Origin of the sequence: [Acidovorax] ebreus TPSY (assembly GCF_000022305.1) — a bacterium.
GTDB lineage: Bacteria > Pseudomonadota > Gammaproteobacteria > Burkholderiales > Burkholderiaceae_C > Diaphorobacter > Diaphorobacter nitroreducens.
On the sequence record NC_011992.1, the window covers coordinates 1,836,600 to 1,853,260 of the forward strand.

General features: G+C 66.7%; 15 protein-coding genes and 2 riboswitches. Of the genes, 3 read left to right on the forward strand and 12 right to left on the reverse strand.

The genetic code is table 11. The features are described 5' to 3' along the window. Positions 1–50: 50 nt before the first annotated feature. The 3 genes from DTPSY_RS08690 to DTPSY_RS08700 all read left to right on the forward strand — a co-directional run bounded on the left by DTPSY_RS08690 (position 51) and on the right by DTPSY_RS08700 (position 1,986). Positions 51–563 (forward strand): hypothetical protein, encoded by a 513-nt coding sequence (locus DTPSY_RS08690; protein ID WP_015913271.1) that lies wholly within the window; start codon positions 51–53, stop codon positions 561–563. A gap of 135 nt (positions 564–698) precedes the next feature. Then, complete coding sequence (locus DTPSY_RS08695) at positions 699–1,451, forward strand: 2OG-Fe dioxygenase family protein (RefSeq protein ID WP_015913272.1); 753 nt, start codon at positions 699–701, stop codon at positions 1,449–1,451. Positions 1,452–1,545: 94 nt separating this feature from the next. After that, positions 1,546–1,986 carry a universal stress protein gene (locus DTPSY_RS08700; RefSeq protein WP_015913273.1) on the forward strand — a complete coding sequence of 147 codons (441 nt, stop codon included), beginning with the start codon at positions 1,546–1,548 and terminating at the stop codon, positions 1,984–1,986. Between the two features lie 93 nt (positions 1,987–2,079). On the opposite strand, the gene DTPSY_RS08705 is transcribed toward DTPSY_RS08700, so the two are convergent. The 12 genes from DTPSY_RS08705 to DTPSY_RS08760 form a co-directional block, all read right to left on the reverse strand. Further along, entirely contained in the window at positions 2,080–3,072 is a 993-nt protein-coding gene (locus tag DTPSY_RS08705) for a Bug family tripartite tricarboxylate transporter substrate binding protein (RefSeq protein WP_015913274.1), read from the reverse strand. A gap of 138 nt (positions 3,073–3,210) precedes the next feature. Then, on the reverse strand, positions 3,211–4,395 hold the full coding sequence (gene bktB, locus DTPSY_RS08710) for a beta-ketothiolase BktB (RefSeq protein ID WP_011805180.1): 1,185 nt from the start codon (positions 4,393–4,395) through the stop codon (positions 3,211–3,213). Between the two features lie 109 nt (positions 4,396–4,504). After that, positions 4,505–5,287 carry an SDR family NAD(P)-dependent oxidoreductase gene (locus DTPSY_RS08715; RefSeq protein ID WP_015913275.1) on the reverse strand — a complete coding sequence of 261 codons (783 nt, stop codon included), beginning with the start codon at positions 5,285–5,287 and terminating at the stop codon, positions 4,505–4,507. Positions 5,288–5,318: 31 nt separating this feature from the next. Next, positions 5,319–5,987, reverse strand: coding sequence for an RluA family pseudouridine synthase (locus DTPSY_RS08720; protein ID WP_015913276.1), 669 nt, complete (start codon positions 5,985–5,987; stop codon positions 5,319–5,321). Between the two features lie 55 nt (positions 5,988–6,042). After that, on the reverse strand, positions 6,043–8,205 hold the full coding sequence (locus tag DTPSY_RS08725) for a PAS domain-containing hybrid sensor histidine kinase/response regulator (protein WP_015913277.1): 2,163 nt from the start codon (positions 8,203–8,205) through the stop codon (positions 6,043–6,045). A 75-nt stretch (positions 8,206–8,280) separates the two neighbouring features. Further along, positions 8,281–8,682, reverse strand: coding sequence for an FKBP-type peptidyl-prolyl cis-trans isomerase (locus DTPSY_RS08730; protein WP_015913278.1), 402 nt, complete (start codon positions 8,680–8,682; stop codon positions 8,281–8,283). A gap of 70 nt (positions 8,683–8,752) precedes the next feature. Further along, a complete protein-coding gene (gene gcvP / locus DTPSY_RS08735; RefSeq protein WP_015913279.1) occupies positions 8,753–11,647 on the reverse strand; it encodes an aminomethyl-transferring glycine dehydrogenase in 2,895 nt (964 codons plus the stop codon). Positions 11,648–11,715: 68 nt separating this feature from the next. Further along, complete coding sequence (gcvH, locus tag DTPSY_RS08740) at positions 11,716–12,090, reverse strand: glycine cleavage system protein GcvH (protein ID WP_011805186.1); 375 nt, start codon at positions 12,088–12,090, stop codon at positions 11,716–11,718. 103 nt (positions 12,091–12,193) lie between these two features. Next, the gene (gene gcvT, locus DTPSY_RS08745) at positions 12,194–13,324 is read right to left on the reverse strand and encodes a glycine cleavage system aminomethyltransferase GcvT (protein ID WP_015913280.1); all 1,131 of its coding nucleotides are present in this window, start codon (positions 13,322–13,324) and stop codon (positions 12,194–12,196) included. 44 nt (positions 13,325–13,368) lie between these two features. Next, positions 13,369–13,483: riboswitch (glycine riboswitch) on the reverse strand. Positions 13,484–13,498: 15 nt separating this feature from the next. Continuing rightward, positions 13,499–13,595, reverse strand: a riboswitch (glycine riboswitch). A 10-nt stretch (positions 13,596–13,605) separates the two neighbouring features. Further along, positions 13,606–14,883, reverse strand: coding sequence for a TRAP transporter large permease (locus DTPSY_RS08750; protein ID WP_015913281.1), 1,278 nt, complete (start codon positions 14,881–14,883; stop codon positions 13,606–13,608). Positions 14,884–14,965: 82 nt separating this feature from the next. After that, positions 14,966–15,460: a TRAP transporter small permease gene (locus DTPSY_RS08755; protein ID WP_015913282.1), complete on the reverse strand. Its 495-nt coding sequence runs from the start codon at positions 15,458–15,460 to the stop codon at positions 14,966–14,968. 77 nt (positions 15,461–15,537) lie between these two features. Further along, positions 15,538–16,509, reverse strand: a complete 972-nt coding sequence (locus DTPSY_RS08760; RefSeq protein ID WP_015913283.1) for a TRAP transporter substrate-binding protein — start codon at positions 16,507–16,509, stop codon at positions 15,538–15,540. Between the last annotated feature and the right edge of the window lie 152 nt (positions 16,510–16,661).

Genomic DNA, 16,661 nt, shown 5'->3' on the forward strand with positions numbered 1-16,661 from the left:
TACAAATGGCCGTGCATTCCACAAGTTTGTTTTCGGCATCAGCAATCACCATGAAAAACCGCGAGCCTCACTCCCTCTCCTCAACCCTCCAACTGGCCCGCGGTTTGGCTATGGCCTTGGCCGTGGCAGCCTCCGCCGGGGGCGTGGCAGCCCAGACCTACATCAACGCCACGGTGGGCGGGCAGATCGCTCCCGGCGTCTATGGCCGCGTGGATATCGGCAACAGCGCGCCTGCGCTGCTGTACCCGCAGCCGGTGGTGATCGCACCTCCCGCGGTGTATGTTCCCCGTTCGCCCATCTATATGTATGTTCCCCCGGGCCATGCCAAGAACTGGTCCAAGCACTGCGCGCGCTACTCTGCTTGTGGTCAACCTGTGTATTTCGTGAAGGAGCCCCCGCGCCGGCCCGGCAAATTTCGCGATGACCACGACCGGTTCGATGGCCGTTCGTTTGACGATGGCCGCGGCCACTGGAACGGCCGCGACCGGGACGATGACCATCGCGGCCGTGGGAATGGAAAAGGCAACGGCAACGGCCGAGGCCACGGGCGCGGTGATCGCTGAGTCAGGCCTAAAGCCTGGCATCTGATGGCCGCAGCACGATGAGGGTCCAGGCTTTTCAAGGGAGGCATTTCCCACCCGAAGTTTTCGCGCCAACACTGCGTGTGCTCGGCGGTGTTGCCTTAAGCTTGTGTGCCTATGGCACATGTGACGTTCTCCCCTCCCTATACACCGCCCTCACAGGTCGTCGCGCAGTTGCGTGACCGGGGTTATGCGGTGCTGCAACCCCGGGACACAGCGACATGGGTGGGATGTGCCTTGAACGATTTGCAGGCCCTGGCGGCCGACTGGTCGGATCTGCCCCCGGATGACTACCTCAAGGACGGAGGCCGGTACCGCAGGCGGCGCCACTCCTGCTTCATTGTCGAGGGCCCCGCCGTGAACCAAGCACCGCACCGCGCGCACTGGCAGCCGGTGGAGTACAACGCGCTGCACGGAGGACTGCAGCGCTGGTTTGCGCCCATGTGTGACGAAACGGTGGCTCGACCGGTGTGGCGGCAACTCATGCAGGCGGCTGCTGGCCTCTCGCAAGCGATGTGCGGGCAACCGTCTCAACCCTGCTACATCGAAGCACATCAGTTCCGCATTGACACCGAGGGCGGCATCGGCCGTCCGACACCCGAAGGCGCGCACCGCGACGGCGTGGACCTGGTGGCGGTGTTCCTGGTAAGCCGCCAGGGCATCAAGGGCGGAGAGACCCGCATCTTTGAAGCCACGGGCCCGAATGGACAGCGGTTTACCTTGAGCGAGCCCTGGTCCGTCATGCTGCTGGACGATGCGCGCATGATCCATGAAACCACACCCATCCAGCCCACCGAAGATGGCGGCTGGCGCGATACCCTGGTGGTTACCTGCCGGGGCGGTGGCTTTCAAGGGGATGCGTCCCAATAATTGATGCGAATCAAGCCTTGGAGGCCGCGTACGCATCACACTCGTTGTTGTTGCGGGCCTTCCAGGCCTGCCACCCTAACCAAAAGGAGGTTCCATGTTCAAGCACATTCTGATTCCCGTCGATGGCTCGGAGACGTCCATGAAGGCCGTGGCCAAGGCGGCAGCGCTGGCCAAGACCTTCGGCAGCGCCGTGACGGCGCTGTACGTGATCGACCCTTATCCCTTCACGGGGGTGGGCGCCGATTTCGCCTACGGCCAGGCGCAATACCTCAGTGCCGCGACGGCCGAGGCGAACACGGCCCTGGACGCCGCCAAGGCCGCTGTCACCCAGGCAGGGGTCGCCAGCGTCAACACCATGGTAGGCGAGGGGCATGCGATCCACGACGGCATCCAGCGCGCCGTCGAGAGCACGGGCGCGGACCTCATCGTGATGGGATCGCACGGTCGCCGCGGGCTGGAAAAATTGGTATTGGGCAGCGTCACACAGCGCGTGCTGGGCGTGGCCCACGTGCCGGTACTGGTCGTGCGGGATTGACCGGGCGGACATCGCCACACATGAAAACGGCTCGCAACGCGAGCCGTTTTCTTTTCGCGCCCCGATCACGGAACGGGGCGCTGCGAGCACGGGTCACTCAATCCGTGCACCCGAGGCTTCCACGATACCCTTCCACTGTACGTATTCGTTTTTGAGCAGGGTCGAGAACTGTTCCGGCGACATGGCCTGTGGCTCTGCGCCTTGCGCTTGGATGGCGGCCTTCATGTCCGCGGTGGCGAGCAGTTTGTTGACTTCCGCGTTGAGCGTGTTCACCACGGCTGGCGGCGTGCCTGCCGGCGCCAGCACGCCGTACCAGGTGCTCACGTCAAAGCCCTTGAAGCCGGACTCGGCCACCGTGGGCACGTCGGGCAGCGACGAACTGCGCTTGGCCGAGGTGACCGCCAACGGACGCAGCTTGCCCGCCTTGATCTGACCCATGGCCGAGGGCAGCGACGAAACCAGCAGTTCCACATTGCCCGCCAACGCATCCATGAGCGCCGGGTTGGAGCCTTTGTAGGGCACGTGGCTCAGCTTGATGCCGGCAGCTTTCTCGAACAGGTCGCCCGCCAGGTGAATGGAGGTGCCGTTGCCGGGCGAGCCATAAGTGACGGTGCCCGGCGCGGCCTTGGCGGCCGCCACCACATCGGCCAAAGATTTGTACTTGGAGTTGACACTCGTGGCGATGACCACGGGCGTGTACGCCACGTGGGCCACGGCCGTCAGGTCCTTGGTGGGGTCCCACGGCAGGTTCTTGTACAGCCAGGGGCCGATGACCAGATTGTCCTTTTGGCCCATGACGATGTCATAGCCTGTGGGAGCGGCCTTCACCGCCTCGGTAATACCGATGGTGCCGCCAGCCCCCGGCTTGTTGTCGGCCACCACGGTCCATTTGTTGGCTTCCGTCAGCTTGGCGGCGACCAGGCGGGCCAGGATGTCGGTGCCGCCGCCGGGCGGGAAGGGCACGATCAAACGGATGGGCTTGGCGGGATAGGTGCCGGCAGCGGGTGCACTGGTCTGGGCATGGGCGGGCATAGCGCCCAAGGCACAGGCGAGGGTGGCAAGAGAAAGGATATGTCGACGAAGCATGGGGAAAAGTCTCCTGGAGAACCTGGTATGGAACATGGCGCATCTGGCGCGCGCCCGCCTGGATGATGGCCCAGCCATCGTGGGCCGCAGCGTGCCGAAGCGCGCGCATGCCATCGCCATCGGCGATGGCGGGGCGTGTCAGAGGCGCTCGAAAATGGCCGCGATGCCTTGCCCACCGCCGATGCACATGGTCACCAGCGCGTACCGGCCCTGGATGCGCTGCAGTTCGTGCAGTGCCTTCACGGTGATCAGCGCACCGGTGGCGCCGATGGGATGGCCCAGCGAAATGCCCGACCCGTTGGGGTTGACCTTGGCCGGGTCCAGGCCCAGGTCGCGCGTGACGGCGCAGGCCTGCGCGGCAAAGGCCTCGTTGGCCTCGATCACGTCCAGGTCGTTGACCGTGAGGCCTGCCTTCTTGAGCGCCAACTGCGTCGCGGGCACGGGGCCGATGCCCATGTACTTCGGGTCCACGCCCGCATGGGCGTAGGCCACCAAGCGCGCCAAAGGCTTTGCGCCACGGGCCTGCGCTGCCTTGGCATCCATCAGCACGACAGCGGCAGCCGCATCGTTGATGCCCGAGGCATTGCCCGCCGTCACCGTGCCGTTGTCTTTCGCAAACACGGGCTTGAGCTTGGCCATGTCGTCCAGCGTTGCGCCGGCGCGGAAGTGCTCGTCGGTGGCGTATTGCACCTCGCCCTTCTTGCTCTTGAGGGTGACCGGGACGATCTGGTCCTTGAAGTAGCCCGCTGCCGTGGCACGCTCGGCACGGTTGTGACTCTCCACGGCCAGGCGGTCCTGGTCTTCGCGCGTGATGCCCCACTTGGCGGCGATGTTCTCGGCCGTCACGCCCATGTGGATGTTGTGGAAGGGGTCGTGCAGGGCGCCGATCATCATGTCGATCATCTTGAAGTCGCCCATGCGCGCGCCCCAGCGGCTGGCAAGGCTCGCGTAGGGTGCGCGGCTCATCACCTCCGCGCCGCCGCCGATGGCCACGTCGGCATCGCCCAGCTGGATGGTCTGTGCGGCTGACACGATGGCCTGCAAGCCCGAGCCGCACAGGCGGTTCACGTTGAACGCGGGCGTGCCCTCGGCGCAGCCGCCCTGGATGGCCGCCACGCGCGAGAGGTACATGTCCTTGGGCTCGGTGTTCACCACGTGGCCAAACACCACATGGCCGACGTCCTTGCCGTCCACTTGCGCGCGTGCCAGCGACGCGCGCACCACGAGCGCGCCCAGCTCGGTGGGCGGAACGTCCTTCAGGCTACCGCCAAAGGTGCCAATGGCGGTGCGCACGGCACTGACTACGACGACGTCACGGGACATGGTTTTCTCCTGTAATGGTTTTGAATCAAATCAGGCTCTAGCGCTTATTGGATAAGCGCTAGCAGCTACAAAATGCATAGTAATGGTTACACTGCGCCGGGGCACGGCATCAGGCCTCGCGCACGTCGGCCACGGGGTTGGCGCCGAAGTCTGTACGCTGCAGCCAGGCGAGCACGCGGGCAGCCGCGGCGTCTGGCGAGGTGAGCATGCCGCCCGTCTTGAGGGCGGCGAAGTTCTGCACATCCGGAAAGTCGGCCGGGTTGGCGCCGCGCAGTTGGATCTGCATGTCGGTGTCGATCACACCGGGAGCCAGCGAGCATACCTTGGCGCCGTGGGGCTTGGCGGCTTCGTCCAGCGCCAGGCACCGCGTGAAATGGTCCATGCCGGCCTTGGCCGCGCAGTAGCCCGACTGGGACGCCATGGCGCGACGCCCCAGCCCCGAAGAGATGTTCAGTACCTTGCGCACCACGGAGTGGGGCGGTGCAGCCCAGCCTTCGGTCGCGCCCAGGAAGGCGGCCGTCAGCAGCATCGGCGCCTCCAGACCCACGCGCAGCGCGTTGGCCAGATCGGCCATGTCCTGCGGGCTGGTGCATGCCGACAGCGGCGCGATGCGGGGGATCACGCCGGCGTTGTTGATCAGCGTGGCGCTGGCGTACCGGCTGGCAGGCTGCGTGGCCAGCCATTCGCGCAGGCGCTGAGCGGCCTGCGCAGGCTGGGCCAGGTCCACGCTCCATTGCTCCAGCGTCGCGCCCTGCGGCACGGCCGTGGACAACGGCGCAGAGGTGCTGCGCGCCAGGCTGATCAGCGTGTTGCCGGGTTTCAGCAACTGGTGTGCCATGGCCAGGCCCATGCCGCGCGAGCCGCCGGTGAGGATGTAGAGGTGTTGCGTCATGCGGGCATGGTAACGGCCACGCACGCGGCGATCAAAACGGCGGTGCCGAGGCAAACGCGCACCAGCCACCCTGCAGCGGGTGCGCGAACTCCAGCACGCAGGCGTGCAGCAACAGGCGCGGTGCGCGGGCTTGTACGGGCGCATCGGCATAGAGCTGGTCGCCCAGGATGGGGTGGCCCAGTGCCGCCAGGTGTACGCGCAGCTGGTGCGTGCGACCGGTGACGGGTTCCAGCTCCACGGAGGTGGTGTCGCGGGCGGCGTCGTGCGCCAGCACGCGCCAACGCGTGAGGCTGGGCTGGCCGTGCGTGGCATCCACCACGCGCAGCGGACGGCGTTCCCAGTCCGCCGCGATGGGCAGCGCGATCTCGCCCCAGCCGTCCGCGTGCGCAGGGTCGGGCGGCGGCATGCGGCCCGCCACCACGGCGCGGTAGCGCTTGTGCACCAGCCGCTGGGCGAAGCTGTGGCTGAGGGCCCGCTGCATCGCGGCGCCCCGCGCCATGAGCACCAGTCCGGACGTGGGCTGGTCCAGCCGGTGCACGATGAGCGCGTCGGGCCACAGCGCCTGGGCACGCGTACTCAAGGCATCCTGCTTGTCGGGGCCCCGTCCGGGCACGCACAGCAATCCCGAGGGTTTCTCCAGCACCAGCAGCGTGTCGTCCACGTGCACGCTGCGGACGCCCTCTGATGGGCCGGCCGGCATACCCTGCAAAGGTGCATGCGCCCCCGCCGTCTGTACGGCCTGCGGTGCTGTCAACTCAACCGCCATGGGCCAGCCGGTCCACGGTCGCGCACAGCTCTTCCACGTCATTGGGCTTGTGGATCAGCGCGCGTGCGCCTTCGGCCAGCGCGGCCTGTTCGATTTCCGCCGTCACATAGCCGGAGGCCAGGGCCACTGGCAGGTCGCTGCGGATGGTGCGGGCCGCGCGCACGAGATCCAGGCCCGAGTAGCCCGGCATGTTGTAGTCCGTCACCAGCAGGTCGTAGCGCTCGGGGTGGGCCTGCAGGGCGTCTGTGGCTTGGTGCGGGTCGGTGAAACCGCTGACCTCGTAGCCGCGGCGGCGCAGCAGGCGCTGCACCAGAAAGACCAGCGCCTGGTCGTCGTCCACGTACATCACGTGCAGCAGGCGGTCTGTTGCCGGCGCCACGGCGGGCGGGCTGGCGGGCGCGACCGGCGCGGGAACCTCCGGCAGGGCGGCCACCATGGTGTACGACGCCACGGGAAAGTACAGCGTGAAGCGGCTGCCCTCGCCGGGTGCGCTGTGCACGTCCACGCCACCACCGTGGGTGCGCATCACGCCGTGCACCACCGCCAGTCCCAGGCCGGTGCCCTGGCCCACGGGCTTGGTGGTGAAGAAGGGTTCGAAGATGCGCGACTGGGTGGCGGCGTCCATGCCCGGGCCGTTGTCATGCACGCGCACGGCCACGTAGTCGCCCGCGCTCAGGCCCAGGCTTTCGCGCATGCGCTGGTCGGGCTGGATCAGCGCAGCATCCACGCGAATGCGGCCACGGCGGCTGCCGATGGCGTGCACGGCGTTGGTGCACAGGTTCAGCACCGCTTGCTCCACCTGCGTGGCATCCGCCAATACGGGGGGCAGGTCGGGGGGGACATGCACGGTCAGCTCGATCTCGGGCGGCAGCGTGACCCTCAGCAGCCGTTCGGTGTCGTGCACCACCTCTGCCAGGGTGACGGCGGCACGCTTGGGCGGCTCGTTGCGGCTGAAGGTGAGGATCTGCCGCACCAGGTCGCGGGCGCGCCGGCCGGCCTTGTCGATTTCCAGCAGGCTTTCGTACATCGGCGTGCCGGGTGGGCAATCGGCTTTGGCCAGCTCCACGTTGCCCAGGATCGCATGCAGGATGTTGTTGAAGTCGTGCGCGATGCCGCCGGCCATGGTGCCGACGGCCTGCATCTTGTGCGACTCGCGCAGCTGTCCCTCCAGCGCGTTGCGGCGGGCTTCTTCGCGCTTGCGGGCCGTGAGGTCGCGGGCAAACACGGTGGTGGTCTCGCCTTCCGCATGGCGCTCGAACGACACGCTGATCTCCACCGCCAGCTCGCGGCCCGATGCCGTGAGCGCCGTCATCTCCCCCAGTGCCGCCTGCGTGGTCAGTTGCGCGAACGCCAGCACCTGCTGGGCCTCGGGCAGAAAGCGGCTCAACGGGCTGCCCAGCGCGTCGCTGGTGGCGCACTGGAACAGCATCGCCGCCGTGGGGTTGAACACGGTGATGCGCTCGTGCTGGTCCACGCAGATGATCGCGTCGAGCGCGGAGTTGATCACCGCCTCCAGCCGGCGCTCGCTGGTGTGCAGTTGCACGTTGCGCTCCTGCAGCTCCTGTGCGCTGCGCTGCAGGGCCTGGCGTTCGGCCAGCAGCGGCCCCTGGTCGATCACGGCGCACAGAAACTGCGTGAGCGGCGCGTCCTGCTCGGAGCGCGACTCGATGCGCGCGATGTGCAGGTCGCCAGTGATGTGGCGGCCCTCGCTGATGTGGAACACAACCTCCGTGGCCTCTGCCGTGCCCATGGCCCGCGCCTGGTCGAAAGCCTCGCGTACACGCGGCGCGTGGCTGTCGCTCACGAAGGGCATCAGTGCCGTCAGGGGGCGGTCCGTCTCGCGCGGTTGGAACGAGCGCTGTGCCATGGAGTTGGCCTGGACCACCATGTCATGCTCGTCCACCACCATGAGCGACAGCGGCACGCTGGAAAACAGGGCCTCGAATCGCTCGGAAGCGCTTTCGGCCGCGGCCTGGCTGTAGCGCAGCACCTGGTTTTGCGCCTCCAGCTCGGCCTGTGAGGCGCGCAGCTGCGCAATCAGCTCGGCCACGTCGCCGCTGGCCCGTTGAGGGCCGCGGCGCTCCGGCTGCTCAGGGGGGGGCGAGGCAGGCTCCGCGGCGGGAAACAGCAGGGACAGGTCGGGGCGGCTCATGGGAATCGGGCAATCCGCAGGCCTGCCAGTGTACGCGTCTGCCTGGTGCCCTACAGGCCGGTGCCGCTGCCTCGTTCAGCGGCGCACCGACAGCAGCTCGATCTCGAAATTCAGCGTGGCGTTGGGCGGAATCACGCCGCCCGCGCCGCGCGCGCCATACGCAATCGCCGGCGGGCAGGTCAGCTTGGCCTTACCGCCCGGCTTCATGCGCTGTACGCCTTCGGTCCAGCAGGGGATGACGCGGTTCAGCGGGAACTCGGTCGGCTCGCCGCGCTTGTAGGAGCTGTCGAACTCCTTGCCGTCGGGGAAGGTGCCGCGATAGTGCACCTTGACGGTGTCGGTGGCCTTGGGTGATTCACCGCTGCCGTCCTTGAGCGACTCATAGACCAGGCCGCTGCCGGTGGTGACGGCAGGGGCCTGCGCCTGGGCTGCGGAGGCGAGGGCAAGCGATGCAAGCAGTGCGAGAAGGGGGCGCATGGGTCAAATGTTCAGAAGCAACAAAGGCCCGATGGTAGGGCCTTTGTGAATGCCTGTGCGGAGAAGGCCGTCAGCCCAGTTCGCTCACCGGAACACAGCTGCAGAACAGGTTGCGGTCGCCGTAGACGTTGTCCACACGGCCCACGGGGCTCCAGTACTTGTTCTGGCGCAGGGCGGCAACGGGATAGGCTGCCGCATCGCGCGGGTAGGGGTGCTGCCAGTCGGCTGCCAGCAGGCACTCGGCCGTGTGGGGCGCGTTCTTGAGGGGGTTGTCGTCCTGCGGCCAGGTGCCGGCCTCGATCTGGCGGATCTCGCGCCGGATGGCGATCATCGCGTCGATGAAGCGGTCCAGCTCGAACAGCGTCTCGCTCTCGGTGGGCTCCACCATCAGCGTGTTGGGCACGGGGAACGACAGCGTGGGTGCGTGAAAGCCGTAGTCGATCAGGCGTTTGGCCACGTCCTCGGCCATCACGCCGCTGGTGTCCTTCAACTGGCGCAGGTCCAGGATGCACTCGTGCGCCACATGGCCGTTGGCGGAAGCGTACAGCGTGGGATAGTGGTCCTTCAGGCGCGCGCTGATGTAGTTGGCGCTCAAGATCGCTGTCTCGGTCGCGGCCTGCAGACCGTCGGCACCCATCATGCGGATGTACATCCAGCTAATGGGTAAAACGGCTGCATTGCCCAAGGGAGCTGCGCTGACAGCTCCTGTTTTGGAAGCAATGCCGCCCGTGGCGTGGCCGGGCAGGTAGGGCACGAGGTCCTCCACCACGCACACCGGGCCCACGCCGGGGCCGCCGCCGCCGTGGGGGATGCAGAAGGTCTTGTGCAGGTTCAGGTGGCTCACGTCGCCGCCGAACTCGCCCGGCGCGGCCACGCCGACCAGGGCGTTCATGTTGGCGCCGTCCACATACACGCGCCCGCCGTGGCGATGCACCAGCTCGCACAACGCCTTCACCTGGGTCTCGAACACGCCATGCGTGCTGGGGTAGGTGATCATCACGCAGGCGAGGTTGGCACTGTGCTTCTCGCATTGGGCTTGCAGGTCCGCCATGTCCACGTTGCCGTTCTCGTCGCACTTGGTCACCACGACCTGCATACCCACCATCTGAGCGCTGGCGGGGTTGGTGCCGTGCGCGCTACTGGGGATCAGGCAGATGTTGCGGTGGGCGTGCCCCTGCGCCGCGTGGTAGGCCTTGATGGCCAGCAGGCCGGCGTATTCGCCCTGGCTGCCTGCGTTGGGCTGCAGGCTGATGCCGGCGTAGCCCGTGGCCTGGCACAGCCAGGCGCGCAGTTGCTCGTCGAGCAGGCGGTAGCCTTCGAGCTGGTCGGCCGGGGCGAACGGGTGCACGTGGGCGAACTCGGGCCAGGTGATGGGGATCATCTCGCTGGTGGCGTTGAGCTTCATGGTGCATGAGCCCAGCGGGATCATGGTGCGGTCCAGCGCCAGGTCCTTGTCAGACAGCTGGCGGATGTAGCGCAGCATGCCGGTTTCGGAATGGTGGGTATTGAACACCGGGTGCGCCATGAAGCGGCTGGTGCGTGCCAGTGCATCCGGGAACAGCGCCGGTGCGCCGGCCGCGTCCATCGCCTCGATGGTGGGCAGTTGCTGGCCGTCCCGCGCAAAGATTTTCCACAGCAGCTCGATATCGGCGCGGGTGGTGGTCTCGTCCAGCGAGATGCACAGGTATTCATTCCAGGCTTTTCGCAGGTTTGCGCCCATCTGGACTGCGCGAGCAGCTATTGAATCCGTAGCATCCTTGGTGTGCAGGCTGAGTGTGTCGAAGGCCGAGCCATGGTGGCGGCTGGTGAACCCCAGCTGCGCCAGGCCGCGGCTCAGGATGGCGGTGAAGCGCGCCACGCGGCGGGCGATGCGCGTGAGGCCCTCGGGGCCGTGGTACACGGCGTACATGCTGGCGATCACGGCCGGCAGCACCTGGGCCGTGCAGATGTTGCTCGTGGCCTTCTCGCGGCGGATGTGCTGCTCGCGCGTTTGCAGCGCCAGGCGGTAGGCGGGCTTGCCGTGCACGTCCACGCTCACGCCCACCAGGCGGCCGGGCAGGCTGCGCTTGAATTCGTCGCGGCAGGCCATGAAGGCGGCGTGCGGGCCGCCGGCGCCCATGGGCATGCCAAAGCGCTGGGTGGAGCCCACCACGATGTCGGCGTCCCACTCGCCGGGAGCCTTGAGCAGCGTGAGCGCCAGCAGGTCGGTAGCGAAGATGGCGGCGGCCTGCTTGGCGTGGATGGCGTCCACGTCGGCCTGCCAGTCCTGCACCCAGCCGCTGCTGGCAGGGTACTGGATGAGGGCGGCGAAGAAGTCGCCGGCCAGGGCCGCCTGCCATTCCTCCTGGGAATTGGCCACCACCACGGTGATGCCGATGGGGGCGGCGCGGGTCTGGATGACTTCGATGGTCTGCGGGTGCGCATCGCCGGCCACGATGAAGACGTCGCTCTTGGACTTGACCGAGCGCTTGGCCAGCGTCATGGCCTCGGCGGCAGCGGTGGCCTCGTCGAGCATGGAGGCGTTGGCGATGGGCATGGCCGTGAGGTCGCACACCATGGTCTGGAAGTTGAGCAGCGCCTCCATGCGGCCCTGGGAGATCTCGGCCTGGTAGGGCGTGTAGGCCGTGTACCAGGCAGGGTTTTCCAGCACGTTGCGCAGGATGACGCCCGGCGTGTGCGTGCCGTAGTAGCCCTGGCCGATGAAGCTCTTGAGGATGCGGTTCTTCGACGCAATGGCCTGGAGTTCAGCCAGCGCTGCGGCCTCGGTGGCCGGCGCGGGCAGGTCCATGGGGCGCTGGCGCGCGATGGAGCGCGGCACGATGGAATCAATGAGCGCGCGGCGCGAAGCCTCGCCGATCACCGACAGCATGTGTGCTTCGTCGGCGGCGTCGATGCCAATGTGGCGGGGCAGGAATTCAGCGGCGTTTTCAAGCGCCGCCAGGGGCAGGGGGGAGGGCATCTGCATGGCGAGGGACCAGTCTCAAGAGCGATGGGGCGGTGCGGCGGCGCCGTGTGCACGGCGCCGCGGGTGCATCAGGCGTTCTGGGCGAAGGCGGTATAGGCCGTTTCGTCCATCAGGCCGGCGAGTTGGCCGGCGTCGCTGAGCTTGACCTTGAAGAACCAGCCGGCGCCCAGCGGGTCGGAGTTGGCCAGGGACGGGTCGGCGCGCAGGGCCTCGTTGACCTCGACGATTTCGCCGGACACGGGCATGTAGACATCGGCAGCGGCCTTGACGGACTCGACCACGCCGGCCACGTCGCCCTGGGCAAAGGTGGTGCCCACCGCGGGCAGGTCCACGAACACCACGTCGCCCAACGCATCCTGCGCGTGGACGGTGATGCCGACGACGGCCGCGGCCGGGTCGGCTGCGTTGATCCATTCATGGTCTTTGGAAAACTGGATGCTCATGAGGGGCTCCGGGAAGAAGAGGTGGAAGGAAAAGGTTTGAGAGTGGTCAGCCCGCACTGTAGCCGGGCTGACCTGGGCGCGGTGGCAGTTCGCCGTGGTGAATTCAGCCGCGGTAGTAGCGTGTGGGAACAAAGGGCGTGGCAGCCACTTCCATGGGCACGGCCTTGCCGCGCACCATGGCGTTCACACGGGTGCCGGGGGCGGCATGGGCGGGCATTACGTAGGCCAGGGCGATGGGCTTGTCGGCAGTGGGGGCCAGCAGGCCGCTGGTGACTTCGCCGATGCGCTCGCCCGACTCGTTTTGCAACTCGGTGTGCTCACGCACGGGCACGCGCTCCAGCGCCACCAGGCCCACGCGCTTGCGCGTGAGAGTGGCCGGGCTGTCGATCTGGGCCAGCACCTTGTCAGCACCTGGAAAACCGCCAGCGCGCGCGCCGCCTGTACGGCGCACCTTCTGAATGGCCCAGTTCAGGCCGGCTTCGGGTGGGGTGGTGGTGGTGTCGATGTCGTTGCCATACAGACACAAGCCGGCTTCCAGGCGCAGCGAATTGCGTGCGCCCAGGCCGATGGGCTTGACCTCGGGCTGGGCCAGCAGCGTGCGCGCCAGGGCCTCGGCCTGCGTGGCGGGCACCGAGATCTCGAAGCCGTCCTCTCCGGTGTAGCCGCTGCGCGTCACGAAGCACTGCGCCCCGGCGATGTCGAAATGCCCGCCGGTCATGAACACCAGTTTGTCCACGCCTGGTGCCAGACGCGCGAGCACCGCTGCCGCCTGTGGGCCCTGCAGCGCGAGCAGGGCCTGGTCGGGCATGGGAATCACCTGGCAGCGTTGGCCGATGCGCTCCTGGATGTGGGCAATGTCGCCCACCTTGCAGGCGCCGTTGACGATCACGAAGAGTTCGTCCTGCGCCATGCGGAAGAACATGAGGTCGTCGATGATGCCGCCCTCGTCATTGAGCAGCAGGCCGTAGCGCTGCTTGCCCACGGGCAGGTCGACCACGTCCACGGGCATCAGCGTCTCGAATGCTGCTGCGGCGTCAGGGCCGACCAGCTTGAGCTGCCCCATGTGCGACACATCAAACAGGCCGGCCGCCGTGCGCGTGTGGTGGTGCTCGGCCATCAGGCCCATGGGGTATTGCACGGGCATGGAGTAGCCGGCGAAGGGCACCATGCGGGCGCCCAGTTCGATGTGCAGGGCGTTGAGGGGAGTGGTGAGCAGGTCGGACATGGCGGACATGGCAATGGGCGAAGGCAAATGGTGGAGCGATCTCTCGATCGCCGATTTGCCCCGCTGTCCGCTTTACCTGAGAGATTCACCCCGCCTGCATGGCATGTCACGGGGCTTGCTCCTTCGGTGGGCCGCATGCTGCTGCGGCCTCTCTCCAGCAAGGGAAACACCCGCATCCCTGCGGGCGTGTCGCCAGTCCTTTTGCCTGAGCGTTCGGCTGCTGCCTGCGCCTTCGGCGGCCCGGCCCTGAGGGGCGCGGACTCTCTCCTGACGGGACGGATTCTATCTATTTATTTTGCGTACACGAGATCACGCAGGGCCAGTGAAAGCGATGGCACGTAGGTGATGACCAGGAGGCACAGCAGGACCACGCCCACGAACGGCAACAGGTGGGCGACGATACGATCCAGGGAGATGCGCGCCACCGTGCACGCCGCGAACAGGTTCACGCCGAAGGGTGGCGTGATCATGCCGAGCGCCAGGTTCACCACCATGATCAGCCCGAAGTGCACCGGGTCCACGCCGAAGTGCTGGGCCACCGGCGCCAGGATCGGCGCCAGCACGATGATGGCGGCGCTGGTCTCGATGAACATGCCGATCACGAACAGCGCGGCATTCACGCCCAGCAGGAACAGCGCGGGCGACTGCAGTACCTCCTGCAGCCAGCGGCCGATGGCGTCCGGCACGCCAGCGCGCGTGATGAGGAAGGCAAACAGGCCCGCATTGGCAATGATGAACATGATCACTGCCGACGAGATGGCCGACTTGCGCAGGATGGCGAACAGGTCCGCGACGCGGATCTCGCGGTAGATCAGCATGCCCACCACCAGCGCGTAGAACACGGCCACGGCAGAGGCCTCGGTGGGCGTGAACACGCCGCCGTAGATGCCGCCCAGGATGATGACTGGCATCAGCAGTGCCCAGCCCGCCTGCAGCAGCGCGCGGCCGAAGGGCATGCGCCCGTCGCCGTCATGCTTGCCCCAGCCCTTGTACTTGCAATACGCCCAGACGAACAACATCAGCGCACCGCTGATGAGGATGCCGGGGCCGAAGCCGGCGATGAACAGCTCGCCAATCGACACCTCGGCCGCCACACCGTACAGGATCATGGGGATGGACGGCGGGATGATCACACCCAGCTCGGCACTGGTGGCTTGCAGCGCGGCCGCGTAGCTGGTGGGGTAGCCATGCTTGATGAGCGCAGGAATCAGGATGGCGCCGATGGCGAACGTGGTCGCCACCGATGACCCTGAGACGGCCGCGAAGATCATGCAGGTGAGCACGCAGGTCATGGGCAGGCCGCCCTGCACGCCGCCCACGATGCTCTTGGCAAACTCCACGAGCCGGCGCGAAATACCGCCGGTCTCCATGAGGTTGCCCGCCAGGATGAAGAACGGAATGGCTGCGAGCGGAAACTTGTTGATGGAGGCGAACATCTCCTTCACGGAGATCAGCATGTTGGCGTTCGCCACCTGGATGCCCAGGATGGAGGCCAGCCCGATGGAGACGGCCACGGAGATGGTGAGCGCGAAGCACAGCACCATGGTGGAGATCATGACCGTGGTCATAGGGCCCCCACGCGCGTCATTTCATGTACTCGTCGTCCCCCGAGGGGGGCGCTCGCTTGCTTGAGGTGGCTCTGCGCGGCGCTCATTGGGCAGTCTCCAGTTCATGGCGCTGCGGGTCGATCAGATTGCCCACGATGCCGAGGATGCTGAACAGCCCACCCACGGGCATGGCCAGATAGGCCCAGAACATGGAAACCGACTCCAGCCCTGCCATCGACTGCACGCCGCCGCGGCGCGCGTAGTCCCACCCCCACCAGATGATCACGGCGATGAGCGCCAGCGCTGCCAGGCACACCACCCAGTCCAGCACGCGGCGCAGCGGGCGCGGGCTCCAGCGGTAGAGCACGTCGACGCTGACCATGGCGCCCTGCCGGAATGCCATGGGAATCGCCAGAAACACCATCCAGATCAGGCTGAAGCGGATCAGCACCTCGGTCCACTCGGCCGGCTCTTCGAAAACGAAACGCATCAGGATCTGGAACATGCCGAGCGCCGAGGCCAGCGCCAGCATGGCGCAGGCGCCCCACATGGCGACGGCGGTGCTCCAGCGCTCGCAGGAGAGGAAGAAGGTTTTCATGCGCACTCACGAAAATATGAATAAAAACGCCCGTGGCGCATGATCCACGGGCGGTAGCAGCTACTGAAAAGTGAGCGTCACTTGTAGTTGCGGATCTTGTCGAGGTTGGCCTTACCGAACTCTTTCTCGAACTGCGCGTTCACGGGCGCGAGCGCGGCGACAAACTTGGACTTGTCCAGATCGTCGATCACCGTCATGCCCTTGGCGCGCAGGTCGGCCACGCCCTTGGCGTCGTCCTCGTCCACGCGAGCGCGGTTGGCCTTGGTGCCCTCCTTGGCGGCGTCGATGAAGGCCTGCTTGTCCGCAGGGGAGAGCTTGTCGAACACCGCCTTGTTCATCACGAAGAGGCAGGGTGAGTACACGTGACCCGTCAGCGAGAGGTGCTTTTGTACCTGGTCGAACTTGGCCGAGATGATCACGGGCAGGGGGTTTTCCTGGCCGTCCACCGTGCCTTGTTGCAGGGCGGTGAACACTTCGGGGAAGGCCATGGGCGTGGTGATGATGCCGAAGCCCTTGTACGCGGCGATGTGCACCGGGTTCTCCATGGTGCGCATCTTCAGGCCCTTCAAGTCCTCAGGCGTCTTCACGTCGCGCTTGCTGTTGGTCATGTGGCGAAAGCCATTCTCCGCCCAGGCCAGCGCCTTGAAGCCCTTGGCATCGAACTTGGTCAGCAGGTCCTGGCCGATCGGGCCGTCGAGCACGGCGCGGGCGTGGGCCTTGTCACGGAACAGGAAGGGCACGTCCAGGATCTTGGTCTCGGGCACGAAGTTGGGCACCGGACCGGTGGAGCTGAAGGCCAACTCCTGTGTGCCCAACTGCACCGCCTCGATGGATTCGCGCTCGCCGCCCAGCGCGCCGTTGTAGAAGGTCTGCACCTTGTAGCGCCCGCCGGTGCGCTTCTCGACCTCCTTGGCAAACTTGTCGATGGCGACGCCCTGGTGGGAGTTCTGCGCCGTCGAGATGCTGATGCGCATTGTGGTTTGTGCCAAGGCCGTTGCGGCCATGCCCAGTGCCAAGCCCAGGCCCAGCGCAAGTTTGGTCAGCTGCATGTTGTCTCCTGTGAATCTGCGGGTGCTGCCGAAAAATTATGGCAATGCAACATGACGCAGGTCATAGGGGTTTGCGCGGGGACTTGAGAAGGCCGCCTTGGCCCGTATTGCCAAGTCCCCGCCCAGCGGTAACCGGGCGGGGTCTCGTCAAT